At 33.1% G+C, this 13,930-nt stretch carries 11 protein-coding genes; 1 reads left to right on the top strand and 10 read right to left on the bottom strand.

Annotated features, from left to right (window positions below):
- Positions 1-91 precede the first annotated feature (91 nt).
- The 8 genes from dnaK to DWX29_RS04255 all read right to left on the bottom strand — a co-directional run bounded on the left by dnaK (position 92) and on the right by DWX29_RS04255 (position 10,481).
- Positions 92-1,975, bottom strand: a complete 1,884-nt coding sequence (gene dnaK / locus DWX29_RS04290; protein ID WP_118565243.1) for a molecular chaperone DnaK — start codon at positions 1,973-1,975, stop codon at positions 92-94.
- An 86-nt stretch (positions 1,976-2,061) separates the two neighbouring features.
- Positions 2,062-2,703 carry a nucleotide exchange factor GrpE gene (grpE, locus tag DWX29_RS04285; RefSeq protein WP_118565242.1) on the bottom strand — a complete coding sequence of 214 codons (642 nt, stop codon included), beginning with the start codon at positions 2,701-2,703 and terminating at the stop codon, positions 2,062-2,064.
- 13 nt (positions 2,704-2,716) lie between these two features.
- Entirely contained in the window at positions 2,717-3,757 is a 1,041-nt protein-coding gene (hrcA, locus tag DWX29_RS04280) for a heat-inducible transcriptional repressor HrcA (RefSeq protein WP_022089240.1), read from the bottom strand.
- A 423-nt stretch (positions 3,758-4,180) separates the two neighbouring features.
- Positions 4,181-5,539, bottom strand: coding sequence for a radical SAM family heme chaperone HemW (hemW, locus tag DWX29_RS04275; RefSeq protein WP_118565241.1), 1,359 nt, complete (start codon positions 5,537-5,539; stop codon positions 4,181-4,183).
- Between the two features lie 59 nt (positions 5,540-5,598).
- Positions 5,599-7,413 (bottom strand): translation elongation factor 4, encoded by a 1,815-nt coding sequence (gene lepA / locus DWX29_RS04270; protein WP_022089242.1) that lies wholly within the window; start codon positions 7,411-7,413, stop codon positions 5,599-5,601.
- Positions 7,414-7,825: 412 nt separating this feature from the next.
- Entirely contained in the window at positions 7,826-8,797 is a 972-nt protein-coding gene (locus tag DWX29_RS04265) for a Gfo/Idh/MocA family oxidoreductase (protein ID WP_022089243.1), read from the bottom strand.
- Positions 8,798-8,859: 62 nt separating this feature from the next.
- Positions 8,860-9,516, bottom strand: coding sequence for a ribose 5-phosphate isomerase A (gene rpiA / locus DWX29_RS04260; RefSeq protein WP_117909892.1), 657 nt, complete (start codon positions 9,514-9,516; stop codon positions 8,860-8,862).
- A gap of 113 nt (positions 9,517-9,629) precedes the next feature.
- Complete coding sequence (locus tag DWX29_RS04255; protein ID WP_117909891.1) at positions 9,630-10,481, bottom strand: MurR/RpiR family transcriptional regulator; 852 nt, start codon at positions 10,479-10,481, stop codon at positions 9,630-9,632.
- Between the two features lie 365 nt (positions 10,482-10,846).
- Between DWX29_RS04255 and DWX29_RS04250 the strand changes: the two genes are divergently transcribed.
- Complete coding sequence (locus tag DWX29_RS04250) at positions 10,847-11,527, top strand: HAD family phosphatase (RefSeq protein WP_117909890.1); 681 nt, start codon at positions 10,847-10,849, stop codon at positions 11,525-11,527.
- Positions 11,528-11,777: 250 nt separating this feature from the next.
- Here the strand turns inward: DWX29_RS04250 and trpS are convergent, their stop codons facing one another.
- Both trpS and DWX29_RS04240 read right to left on the bottom strand, forming a co-directional pair.
- Positions 11,778-12,860, bottom strand: a complete 1,083-nt coding sequence (trpS, locus tag DWX29_RS04245; RefSeq protein ID WP_022089247.1) for a tryptophan--tRNA ligase — start codon at positions 12,858-12,860, stop codon at positions 11,778-11,780.
- Between the two features lie 132 nt (positions 12,861-12,992).
- Positions 12,993-13,901, bottom strand: coding sequence for a DMT family transporter (locus DWX29_RS04240; protein WP_158562659.1), 909 nt, complete (start codon positions 13,899-13,901; stop codon positions 12,993-12,995).
- Positions 13,902-13,930: the final 29 nt, after the last annotated feature.

The raw sequence follows: 13,930 nt of genomic DNA, 5'->3' as shown, positions 1-13,930 counted from the left end.
GTATAAATAACTTGTAAAACCCGTCCGGGCTAAACCCGGACGGGATACATTCTATCATATTCTATAACCCAGTGCTATATGTGTATTCAGATTATACTTCCTTGTAGTCACCATCAACTACATCATCTGCTCCAGCTCCTGCATTAGGATCCTGGTAAGCTCCCTGTGCTCCCATATCAGGACCTGCTCCCTGTGCTCCAGCCTGTGCCTGAGCCTGTTCATACATCTTTGAGAATACTTTCTGTGAGCTTTCCATTAATTTTTCTTTTCCATTCTTTAAGCTTTCAATCTGAGCATCTGTGATGTTCTGGTCATCTGTAATTTCAGCAATTACAGCCTTTAATGCATCGATGTCAGCCTGAACTGCTGCCTTATCATTTGCATCAATCTTATCACCAACTTCATTCAAAGCATTTTCTGTCTGGAATACCATTGAATCAGCTTCATTCTTAGCATCAATGCCTTCCTTACGTTTCTTATCCTGTGCTTCAAATTCAGCAGCTTCTTTTACAGCCTTATCGATATCTTCATCAGACATATTTGAACCTGCTGTAATTGTAATGTGCTGTTCTTTTCCTGTTCCTAAATCCTTAGCTGAAACATTTACGATACCATTTGCATCAATATCAAATGTAACTTCAATCTGTGGAACACCTCTCTTTGCTGGTGGGATTCCATCAAGTCTGAACTGTCCAAGGCTCTTGTTATCTCTTGCGAACTGTCTTTCACCCTGTACTACGTTGATATCAACGGCTGTCTGGTTATCTGTTGCTGTTGAGAATGTCTGGCTCTTCTTTGTAGGAATTGTTGTATTTCTTTCAATTAATCTTGTTGCGATACCACCCATTGTTTCAATTGATAATGAAAGTGGAGTAACATCAAGAAGTAAGATTTCGCCTGCGCCTGCATCACCTGCAAGTTTACCACCCTGAATTGATGCACCGATTGCTACACATTCATCAGGATTCAAACTCTTAGATGGTTCATGACCTGTAAGTTGTTTAACCTTATCCTGTACTGCAGGGATTCTTGTTGAACCACCAACTAATAATACCTTTCCAAGTTCAGATGCTGTAATTCCGGCATCTCTTAATGCATTCTGTACAGGAACTGCTGTTCTTTCAACTAATGCTCTTGTTAATTCATCAAATTTAGCTCTTGTAAGAGTTAAATCAAAATGCTGTGGTCCTTCAGCTGTTACTGTAATGTAAGGGATGTTAATGTTTGTCTGTGTTGCTGAAGAAAGTTCCTTCTTAGCTTTTTCTGCTGCTTCTTTAATTCTCTGAAGTGCCATCTTATCTGTTGTAAGGTCTACACCTGTCTTTGTCTTGAAGTCAGAAATCATATAATTTGTAATTGCTTCATCAAAGTCATCACCACCAAGTCTGTTATCACCTGAAGTTGATAATACTTCGATTACACCATCACCAATTTCGATAATAGATACATCAAATGTACCACCACCTAAATCGTATACCATAATCTTCTGTTCTTTTTCATTATCAAGACCATAAGCTAATGCTGCAGCTGTTGGCTCGTTGATAATTCTCTTTACATCAAGTCCTGCAATCTTACCTGCATCTTTTGTTGCCTGTCTCTGTGCATCATTGAAGTAAGCAGGTACTGTAATAACAGCTTCTGATACCTTTTCACCTAAGTAAGCTTCAGCATCACCTTTTAACTTCTGAAGAATCATTGCTGAAATTTCCTGTGGTGTATATTTCTTATCATCAATTGCTACTTTGTAATCTGTTCCCATATGTCTCTTAATTGAAGAGATTGTCTTGTCAGCGTTTGTAACTGCCTGACGTTTAGCTGTTTCACCAACTAATCTTTCACCTGATTTTGCAAATGCTACTACTGATGGAGTTGTTCTAACACCTTCTGCATTTGTAATAACTGTAGGTTTTCCACCTTCCATAACTGCTACACATGAATTTGTAGTTCCTAAGTCAATACCAATAATCTTTCCCATGATATATTTCCTCCTAAATTGATAATTTTCTTATTTCTCGGTTTTCCGAGTTCAAATATATGTTAAATAATTTCTTATTTGTAAAATTAATTAGCTACCTTAACCATGCTATGTCTTATAACACTGTCTCTATATTTATAGCCTTTCTGGAATTCCTCAACAACAACATTTTCTTCTAATTCGTCATTGTCTTCATGCATTACTGCATTGTGTAATTCCGGATCAAACTGTTGGCCTTTAGCTTCAATGACTGTAACTCCCATTTCTTCAAATGCTGTCATCAACTGCTTATATATTAAATTCATTCCCTGACCTGTTGGTGATTTTTGTTCTTCTTCTGATAATGCTGCGATACCTCTTTCAAAGTTATCCACAATCGGAAGAAGTTTTTCAATAATTGATCTTGCACCAACTTCAAACATTGCTGATTTTTCTTTTTCGCTACGGTTTCTGTAGTTTTGGAATTCAGCCATAAGTCTTTTATGTTTATCAGTTAATTCTTCTATCTGCTGGTCTTTCTTATCTTTCTTTCCAAATATTTTTTTCTTTTCTTTTTTGTCTGAAGAATTTTTATCTTCTGCTTCTTTTTTGTCTTTATCTTCTTTAGTATCTTCTGTTGTTTCTTTTTCAGTTTCTACTGTTTCATTTGTATCTTCTACTGTTTCTTCTTCAGTTTCAGATTTTTCTACCTTTTCTTCTTCAGGCATATCGTTAATATTCTTTTCCATTGGACCTTCCTTTCTATTCGTCTTCCTTCTTGAAAGCATCGCTTAACTGGCCCTTAACTGTTCTTAATGTCTCTACAACTTTCTCATAATCCATTCGCTTCGGACCTATAACTCCGATGGTACCTTTAATGCCATCTTCTAATTCATAAGTTGCTGTTACAACACTACAATCCTTCATTCCTTCTACCGGAGTTTCTTCACCGATATAAACCTGAATTCCTGTTTCATTATCATTTACCAAATTGGTTAATGGCTTCTTTTCTTCAAATGTTGAAAGCAACAAACTTGCATTCTCGTTACTGCTTAATTCAGGATACTTCAAAATATTCGTTGCACCTGATGTATAAATCTTCATCTGTGCTTCTGATGCAATGGCTTCTGTAATTGCCTGTAACACATCTGTTACTAATTCTTTATGTTCACCTGCATTAGATGTAAGTGTTGAAATAACAGCTATGTTAATCTGCTCAACTGCTAATCCTGCAAGACTTGTATTGAGTGCCACATTAAGTCTCAAAACCATTTCTTCATTAATCTGATCTTTAACTTTTATAATCTTGTTTACTACTCTGTTTCTTCCCGAAACAACAATACATAAAATCTGATTGTCATCCATAAGTGACAGCTGAATGAATTTTATCTTATCTTCGTTATCCCTTGATGTTGAAATCATTGTTGCATAATTAGTATTGGTTGCAAGCATCTTCGCCATATTCTGAAGAAGGGTTTCAACCTTATCAACCTTTTCAAATAAAAGGTTTTCTCTTTCAGTTACTTTCTTTTCTCTGTTGTCTAATTCCTGAACTTTTTCTTTCATTAAATCGTCAACATAAAGTCTGTAACCTTTATCTGTAGGAATTCGTCCTGCTGATGTATGAGGCTGAACTATATATCCCATCTCTTCTAAGTCAGCCATCTCATTACGAATGGTTGCTGAACTTAAGTTAAGATCTGTATACTTAGAAATGGTTCTTGAACCAACGGGCTCGCCTGTTTCCAAATAGTTACGAATGACTGCCTGTAATATTTTTACTTTTCTCTCTGTCAGTTCCATATTCCATCTCCTTTCTACTTTATTAGCACTCGTTAGTTTTGAGTGCTAACATCTTTCATAAATTAAAATAGCACCCACCATATTATTTGTCAACATTTTTGCAAAAAAAATTATAGAAACTTTTGTAAATAATTTGTGAACATAGAAAAATAGCACAAACCTTAAGGATGTATATAATATCGAAAGAACGCTTTCGCTGCTTGCAATTAAAAATGTATATAATATCGAAAGAACGCTTTCGCTGCTTGCCGCTCGTAGCAGTTCTAATGTTCCACCATATGGTCTGACATTAGAACCTTCGGTTCTAGTCATTCCATATGATGGAACATTGAACCGACGGCGGCAAATGCTCTTTCGGTATTATATACATTTATCCGGTTTGTGCTATGATTTTTATTAGTATTAAATAGAATATTTTCCATATTATAATAAAAACTCTGATAATACTACATTGCTTACATCAATTCCTCTTTCGGTAAGTTTTATATTGTCGTTTTCGGTTTTCAATAATTTCTCCTGTGTGAGTTTTTCTAAGACATTACCGTATACGTTTTCTATTTTCTTATTAAAAAGTGTTTCAAATTTAGTTTTGTTTACTCCTTCCATCATTCTAAGGCCTAAAAACATAAATTCTTCCATCTGATCATTTTTAGAGAGTCTTTCAATATTTTTATGAATTGAACCCAATCTGTTATAACCAGTATCAAAGTCTGTATCATTATCACTTTCCTTTTGATAAATTTTTTCTTTGAATACAGATTCATCTTCTCTTGATTGTTGATTATTATTTTCAAATTCATAATCATCTTCATCTTCAAATAAATAATCCATCATTTCTTCACTTCCATATTGAAAAGCTGTCATTTCATCCATATTATCTTCGCAATTGTATATTTCATTTATGAAAGCAATGTACTTATTTAAATCTGAAATATTATTATATCTTTCATTTTCTAATAAAGAAGCTGCTCCTATTCCAAAGCCAATATAATTTTTTCTCTGCCAATATCCTACGTTGTGTCTACATTCCATGCCTTCTTTACTATAATTTGATATTTCATATCTGTGATATCCATTTTCTTCTAAGATATTCTTTGTCATGTAATACATTTCACGCTCAGTATCTTCATCAGGAAGTATATCCTTTCCCTGCAATGCTGCTTCATTTACCCTGTCATACATTATCGTGCCTTCTTCTACTATAAGGCTATACGCTGATATATGCTCTGGATTCAAGGCAACTACCTTTTCTAGAGTTTCATTATATGATGAAATCGTTTGGCCCGGAAGTGCACTCATTAAGTCAATGTTAATATTGTCAAATCCACATTCTCTTGCTATTCGATAATTATCCAAAAACTCCTGCCATGTGTGTATTCTTCCGATGCTTTTTAATTCATCATCATTTGCCGACTGAAGTCCTATGCTTAATCTGTTCACTCCGGTTTTCTTGTAAACTTCTAATTTTTCTCTTGTCAAAGTGCCCGGATTACATTCTATTGTTATTTCTGCATTTTCATTTATATTTGCATATTTTTTTACTGCATTCATTATGCATTCAAATAAATGTGATTCCAATATAGAAGGGGTTCCTCCTCCAAAAAAGATTGAATCTACTTCATATCCATTCAAAATATTTTTTGACAATTCAATTTCTTTTATTAACGCATCCACATACTCCTCTTTAGTTTTGCAATCTGCCCTGTCGGAGAGAAAATCACAATAATCACATTTTTTTACGCAAAACGGAATATGGATATATATTTCTAAATGTTTGCTCATTTTTACCTCTCTTTTCAACTAATAAGGTCCCTCTGCCTGCTGCAAAGATACCTTTTATATTAATCTTCGTCCAATTTGAGTACTGCCATAAATGCTTCCTGTGGTATTTCAACGTTACCAACCTGACGCATTCTCTTCTTTCCTTCTTTCTGTTTTTCAAGAAGTTTTTTCTTACGTGAAATATCGCCACCATAACATTTAGCTAAAACATCTTTTCGCATTGCCTTAACTGTTTCTCTCGCAATTACTTTACTTCCAACTGCTGCCTGAATTGGAATTTCAAATAACTGACGTGGTATTTCATTTTTAAGTTTCTCGCACATTTTTCTGCCTCGTTCATATGCTGTAACATCCGGAACTATAAATGAAAGTGCATCCACTTCTTCCTTATTAATAAGAATATCAAGTTTAACTAACTTAGCTGCTTCATATCCTTTCAATTCATAATCAAATGACGCATATCCTCTTGAGCGGGATTTAAGTGCATCAAAGAAATCATATATTATTTCATTTAACGGAATATCGTATTCGAGTAATGCTCTTGAACCTTCTACATATTCCATTCCTATATATGTTCCTCTTCTTTGCTGACATAATTCCATAATAGCACCGATAAATTCAGTTGTTACCATTATTTCCGCATGAACAATAGGTTCTTCCATATGCTCAATTTCACTTGGGTCAGGCAAATTAGAAGGATTTGTAAGTTCTATAACACTTCCATCATTTTTATATATTTTGTAAATAACACTAGGTGCAGTTGTAACTAAATCAAGATTGTACTCACGCTCAAGTCTTTCCTGTACAATTTCCAAATGAAGCAATCCTAAAAATCCGCATCTGAAGCCAAATCCTAATGCAAGTGATGTTTCAGGTTCATACTGCAAAGCTGCATCATTTAACTGTAATTTTTCAAGAGCATCTCTTAAATCAGGATATTTTGCTCCATCTGCCGGATAAAGTCCACAGTAAACCATAGGATTAACTTTTTTGTATCCGGGAAGTGGTTCTGCACAAGGATTATCTGCATTAGTAATAGTGTCACCTACTCGCGTATCTTTTACGTTTTTGATGCTGGCTGTAATATATCCAACCATGCCTGCACTAAGTTCATCACATGGAATAAACTGTCCTGCTCCAAAATATCCTACTTCAACTACATTTGCTGTTGCTCCCGTAGCCATCATTTTTATATTCATACCTGCTTTTACAACACCATGTTTTAAACGGCAAAAAACAATAACTCCCTTATACGCATCATATAAGCTGTCAAATATTAATGCCTGAAGTGGTGCGTCAACATCTCCCTGTGGTGCCGGTATTTTTTCCACTATCTGTTCTAATACTTCTTCTATATTTAATCCTGTTTTTGCTGAAATAAGTGGTGCATCATGAGCTTCAAGTCCGATTACATCTTCTATTTCATTTATAACTCTTTCAGGATCTGCACTAGGCAAATCTATCTTGTTGATAACAGGGAATACTTCCAAGTCATGATCAAGTGCCATATAAACATTTGCCAAAGTCTGTGCTTCTACACCCTGTGCTGCATCGACAACAAGGATTGCACCATCACATGCTGCAAGGCTTCGTGATACTTCATAGTTAAAATCGACATGTCCCGGTGTATCGATAAGGTTAAAAATGTATTCTTCTCCATCTTTTGCCTTATATACCGTTCTTACTGCCTGTGACTTAATCGTTATTCCACGTTCTCTCTCTAGTTCCATATTATCAAGAACCTGTGCCTGCATTTCTCTGCTTGTTAACAATCCTGTTTTTTCAATAATTCTATCTGCCAAAGTTGACTTTCCATGGTCAATATGGGCAATAATGCAAAAGTTTCTTATTTTACTCTGATCAATGTGAGCCACTGTTGTTCCTCCATATTGTTTTATATTAGTTTCTTGTTTGATTATGTTCTATTTTAAATATAATGCATACTTTTCCATACTATCGCTCATTATAGCATATTATAAAACTATTTTCCATCGTGTTCTTTCAGATAAACTATGTAATGAGGTTGGTAATTTTGAGTCAAGATATATATACGAAACACATGACGAATATGTTGTTCTTCATTTAGTTTCCCAGAACAACGGGATTACTTTTATTCCTGATAAATTTTATATGTCGAGACCTTACAATAATTTAAAAGCCACCTCATGCAACAATAGTATTCTTTAACGTAGAAAAGGTAAATAATCAAATATCTACTAAAAAAATATACTATCATAAGCATATAGTGGCTTTTAATCTATAACTTGTGGCATTACATAATTTTACTTATTCAAAATCGTAAACCATTCCCCACTGATTTCTAACTGAAGTAAGAGTTTCCATTACATCTCTTACGATCTGAAGATTTTCCTGTCCTGAATTATTATTAATATATTCTTCCATATCCATAACTTCATATTGAAGTGCTTTTTTCGTATCACCTTCGTCTATAACCTCAGTATGTCCGTCAGCAGTATATGTAATTGTTGCTTTTTGAGCTCTTGGATATTCATCTATCTGTATATATCCCTTTTCTCCTGAAATAACACCTCTTTTTGGTTGTTTTGCTCTCATTGTAAGTGCAATAACAGACATTTGCCCATCATTATTTTTTAAAATAATTCCACTTGTTTCATCAACTCCTGTTTCAAAATAATTTGCAGTAGTAAGAATAACATTTGGTTTGCTTTCCATAAAATATCTGGCAAATGATACTGCATATACTCCTATATCAAGCAATGCCCCACCTGCTAATGATTTTGAGAAAAATCTGTTATTTACATCATATTCCTTGCAGCTTCCAAAATTAACCTGCACCATTTTTACCTTTCCTATTTCACCATCTTCTATCATTTTCTTTATCTTCTTATATAAAGGCATGTGAAGAAGTGTCACGCCATCACATATAACTAAATTATTTTTCTTTGCCACCTTGACGCATTCTTCTAACTGTCTGCTGTTTACCGTAATTGCCTTTTCACAAAATACATGCTTTCCTGACTTTAATGATTTAAGCATCATTTCATAATGCATATTGTGTGGAGTCGCAATGTATACTATATGAATATTCTTATCTGATAGCATTTCATCTAAATCATTATATGCATGTTCTATTTTATATTCTTTGGCAAAATTTTCAGCCTTCTCAAGCGAACTTCCACACACTCCATAAACAGTTCCATCTACTGCCCACAAAGCCTCTGCCATTTCACTGCCAATCCATCCTGTACCAACTATTCCCCAGTTTAAATTACTCATGATTATCCTCCTAACTTAATATCCACATTTTTCAAATTGCTTTTGTATAACACCACAATCTTTTAATCTATTACACGAATGCCACTTTCTCCTGCAATTAATGCTTTTGACACTATATTATAAAATAATGATGTTTCTACTATGCCTGTTATGTGCTTTAATTTTTCATCTAATGCTTTTACATCCTGCCCTTTTTCAAAGTACGCATTCATAAGATAGTTTCCGTCATCACTTAATAAAGTTCCCATTTTCATTTCTGTTGAACGTTCTTCTACTTTTGCTCCCATTTCTTCTAATTTAGATTTAACATATTCTTTTGCACTTTTTATTACTTCCACTGCAACTGCATGTTCAAATGTTAACTCATCTGAATATTTTTCTTCATCCGCTAATATCACATAATCTTTTGCCATAACAGCTACTATTTTTTCTCTTGTAAAAATTCCGCCATCAGTCTTTAACGCATTAAGATTTTTGTCAATCTCATTGCATCCGTCAAACGCAATATCAATTTGCTTAACAAATTCTAATGGTAATACTTCTATTCCTGCTTTGACACATAAATTCATTGTATCTTCGCTAGGTGTAACTGCTTTAACTTTCTTATTTCCATTTTTTAGTTCTTCAATAAGAAAAGCTATTGTTCTTCCTCCACCAAGTCCTATAACCATTCCATCTTTAATCATTTCATAAGCTGCTTTTGCACATTTTTGTTTCATTTTATAATTCCTCCTGTTAATATGTATTGCCCCCTCCCTTCGGTCGGCGGCTATTCGTCGGAAACATTTATAGAAAATGAACTTCGTTCATTTTCTATAAATGTTTCCTCCTCTTATAATTTTTCATCTGCCATAAGATTTTCACATTTGCTTAATCTTTCATAACTTTTCTGCTGTCCTACTGTTAAAAACAAATATAGAATTTCTATAATTGTTGTTGCTGATACTCTTGAGAAATAAAACTCATTTAAGAATAATTTTTCTCTGGTAGCCGTCTGTATATGATAGTCTACCGTCTTTGCAATAGTCGAATCGGGATTATTTGTAATGCCAATGGTTGTTGCTCCATTTTCCTTTGCGGCCTCAACCATTTTCTGAACCTGCTTCGACTCTCCTGTGTTAGAAATTGCAATTAACACATCTTGTTCTTTTAAAGTCATAGAAAATGATAATTGAGTTTCCCATATGCTTCCTGCCATGGAGCGGATTCCAATTTCATTAAACTTATATGCGCCGTCTAAAGCTACAGGAATCGTATTTCCTACTGCAACAAACTGTACAATTCCCGCATTCTGTATACTTTCAAGAATCTTATCAAATTCTTTTGTATCTATTAACGAAATGGTCTGCTTCATTTCTTCTATTTTATTTGCTAAAATATTTTGTAATGACTGTCCGATATCTTCTCTTGTAATATCATTAGAAACCGGTATGTTGTCATCACCTTCAACAATTTCTCTTGCCAATGCAATCTTCAAATGGTGAAATCCGTCCACGTCACACTTTTTACAAAATCGTGAAACACTTGCTACACTTGTTCCACTATTCTTAGCTAATTCTGAAATTGTCATATTTACAACTTCTTTATAATTGCTAAGTATGTAATTTCCTATCTTTTTTTCCTGTTCAAAAAACGAGTCATATAATCTGTTTATATTTTCAATTACCGAAATATTTTTTTTCATCTTATTTCCTTTCGCGAAAATCATTTTCATATCTTTATAATACATAATAATTTTTTTCACGTCAATATCTTTTATAAAAATTATTTTCTTGATTCCTTTTCTTATGAAAGATTTATTTTCCTACCACGTTTATTAATTTTTGTAAGACTAAAATCCACTTTGCCCAATTCAAAATGGGAATAATTTTTTCACTTCACATTTATTAATTTTTTAATAAATATTTTGACCTAATTAAATTTTTATTTTATGATTTATTTTAGATGTGATGAAAGTATCATAATATGCCTCAGAACTTGTAACATCTATGCCTTTATCACTATTATTTAAGTATTCGATTATTTTTATTATGAATTGGAGCATTATATATGATTATTTGTAAAAATAGAGAACTAAAAACCAAAACTAAACTTGTTATTTTTGATATGGACGGGCTGCTTTTTGATACGGAAAAGTTGTTTATGGAAACTCAGGCTCCTATATTAGAAAAATACGGTTATAAACAAAGAAAAGAAAATTATGTAAAAACATTAGGTATTGCCGGAGAGACTCTCAAACGTACTCTTTATGATATTTACGGTTCTGATTATCCTGATGAGATAATCTCTAACGAGACCCGAAAACAGGTGAATTATATAATTGAAAAAAACGGAGTTCAGATTAAGCCCGGAATAAAAGAGCTTTTGCAGGCTCTATTTGCCGCAAATATTCCATGTGTAGTTGCTTCATCCACTAAAACTGAAATTGTATTAAAATATTTAAAACGTGCAGAAATTGATAAATATTTTAGTTTCGTTATTGGTGGTGACAAAGTTAACGAATCTAAACCAAACCCTGAAATTTTTCTTAAAGCATGGAAATCAGTGGATGTTCCCTTAAAAGCTGCTCTTATATTGGAGGATTCTGAAAATGGTTTATTAGCTTCAAAGAATGCAAATATTCCTTCTATTTGCATACCTGACTTAAAATATCCTGAACCTGAGTACGAATCCATTCCTGCATATATTGTAGAAACGGGATTAGATGTTATTGATATTTTGGGAATTTAAATGAGTTTTATTTTTGTAAATTAATTAACTTTTTTTATTTTTGAGTTTTAAATAACTTTACTTGGAGAATTTGACCAACTTTATTGTTAAACTTTAAATAACTTTTATTTCGGAGAATTTAAACAACTTTATAACTCAGATATGAAATTTTTATTCACTTTAATTTAAAACAAAAACCACATCTTTACCTATTTTCTTTTAGTTAACTTTAAAAATAGTATATCTGATGTGGTTTTTATATTTCTAAATCTTATTTATATTTTTTAATCTGTTCACTTAAAAATTCAGGATCTTCAAAATAATCAATCTTCATTGCATGTTTAACTTCGCTTAAAGTCTGTGCTGCTCTTTCCTGTGCAACTTCTGTTCCTTTTTTAAGGATTTCGTATACACCTTCGATGTCTTTTTCGTATTCTTTTCTACGTGCTCTGATTGGAGAAAGCTCTTCCTGGATAACATTGTTAAGGAACTTCTTAACCTTAACATCCCCAAGTCCACCTCTCTGATAATGAGCTTTTAATTCATCAAGGTTTGCATATTCAGGAAGATATTCTGCAAAATGTCCTTCATTTGAAAATGCATCCAAATATGTGAATACTGTATTTCCTTCAATCTTACCCGGATCTTCGATACGGATATGATCAGGGTCTGTAAACATAGACATTACTTTCTTCTTAACTTCCTTCTCATCTTCTGAAAGATAGATACAATTTCCAAGAGACTTACTCATCTTAGCCTTTCCATCAATTCCCGGAAGTCTTAAGCATGCCTTATTGTCAGGAAGGAGAATCTGTGGTTCTACAAGTGTCTCCCCGTATACTGAGTTAAACTTGTGAACAATCTCTCTTGTCTGTTCAAGCATAGGCATCTGGTCCTCTCCTACAGGAACTGTTGTTGCCTTAAATGCTGTAATATCTGAAGCCTGACTGATTGGATATGTGAAAAATCCAGTAGGAATACTTGTTTCGAAATTACGCATCTGAATTTCTGATTTTACAGTAGGATTTCTCTGCAATCTAGATACTGTAACCAAATTCATATAATAAAATGTTAATTCTGTTAATTCTGTAACTGCTGACTGTACAAATATATTAGACTTAGCAGGATCAATTCCTACTGACAAATAATCAAGTGCAACTTCCATGATATTGTCTCTAATCTTTGCCGGATTATCTGCATTATCAGTTAATGCCTGTGCATCTGCAATCATAATAAAAATATCATCAAATTCACCTGAGTTCTGTAACTCTACTCGTCTTTTTAATGAACCTACATAATGTCCTACATGAAGTTTTCCTGTTGGACGGTCACCTGTTAAAATAATTTTTCCCATAACTACTATTTCCTATCTTCTATATCATTTTAATTTTATAAATTACTGTTTTTCCTCAAACACTAACATTTTCACATTATACCACAAATACTCTTTATGGGAAAGTTTCTAAAATATATTTCATACTGTGTTTCAAAAATACCTATTTTTTCTTTCAATATTTATTTTTTTCTTTTCTTTGACAGGCAAAACAACTAGGATTGTTGAAAAAAGAATTAAAAATATTCCCATTCCAAGTTTCCATGTCATTTCCTCTTTAAAAACAATCAATCCAATTATTACTCCTGTCAATGGTTCAAATGTACTCAGCAATGATGCAGTTAACGCACCACATAAAAAAGCACCTTTTTGAAATAATACCAATGCTATAACTGTTGCAAAAAATGCCAAACATATTTCTGCTAAAAATTCCTGCATGCTTCCTATAAATCTGAGTTTTCCAATAAATGCAGAAAATATTCCTGTCTCTATAGCAGCAAAAAAGCATAACCAAAAAGATATTAACATTACAGATTCACCCTTTAATTTAGATTTTTCCAATAATATAACATATAGTGAATATACTATTCCTGAAATTACAGCTAAAGCCATTCCTTTTACTCCAGCCTGCTTTTCCGGAGAATATAACATTATTATTCCCACTACGCACACTATAGCACACAAAACCTGTTTTTTTTCCATATTTGTTTTAAAAACTATAGCCATAATAATCATAACAGAAATAGGATAAGTAAAATGCAATGACGTTGCCAATCCTGAGTCTATGTAATTGTATGAAATATATAATAAAATTGGGGTAACTCCATATAAAATAGATAATCCCAATATTTTAATTAATTTGTCTTTACTTAACAGTATTTTTTTATTATAGAATCCTTTTATGATTATTGCCATAAATATACTCGCCCATAAAAATCTCCAAAATACAACCGAATAAGCATTACTACCACTTTTATACGCCATTTTTGTTAAAAAAGGCATTGTTCCAAAAAGAATTGCCGACGCAATTATATAGAGTTGTCCTTTCCAACTTTTTAACATTTTTTCCCTCTCTAACATAAAATATTAGA

The sequence above is a fragment of the Eubacterium sp. AF19-12LB genome (assembly GCF_003479125.1).
GTDB lineage: Bacteria > Bacillota > Clostridia > Lachnospirales > Lachnospiraceae > Eubacterium_U > Eubacterium_U album.
Note: the sequence above shows the minus strand (reverse complement) of the source record. Positions and strands in the feature narration are given on the sequence as shown.

Bases quoted from the DNA above. Each gene is read 5' to 3' on its own strand.
- dnaK (WP_118565243.1), bottom strand. From the start codon at position 1,975: ATGGGAAAGATTATTGGTATTGACTTAGGAACTACAAATTCATGTGTA.
- grpE (WP_118565242.1), bottom strand. From the start codon at position 2,703: ATGGAAAAGAATATTAACGATATGCCTGAAGAAGAAAAGGTAGAAAAA.
- hrcA (WP_022089240.1), bottom strand. From the start codon at position 3,757: ATGGAACTGACAGAGAGAAAAGTAAAAATATTACAGGCAGTCATTCGT.
- hemW (WP_118565241.1), bottom strand. From the start codon at position 5,539: ATGAGCAAACATTTAGAAATATATATCCATATTCCGTTTTGCGTAAAA.
- DWX29_RS04265 (WP_022089243.1), bottom strand. From the start codon at position 8,797: ATGAGTAATTTAAACTGGGGAATAGTTGGTACAGGATGGATTGGCAGT.
- rpiA (WP_117909892.1), bottom strand. From the start codon at position 9,516: ATGAAACAAAAATGTGCAAAAGCAGCTTATGAAATGATTAAAGATGGA.
- DWX29_RS04255 (WP_117909891.1), bottom strand. From the start codon at position 10,481: ATGAAAAAAAATATTTCGGTAATTGAAAATATAAACAGATTATATGAC.
- DWX29_RS04250 (WP_117909890.1), top strand. From the start codon at position 10,847: ATGATTATTTGTAAAAATAGAGAACTAAAAACCAAAACTAAACTTGTT.
- trpS (WP_022089247.1), bottom strand. From the start codon at position 12,860: ATGGGAAAAATTATTTTAACAGGTGACCGTCCAACAGGAAAACTTCAT.
- DWX29_RS04240 (WP_158562659.1), bottom strand. From the start codon at position 13,901: ATGTTAAAAAGTTGGAAAGGACAACTCTATATAATTGCGTCGGCAATT.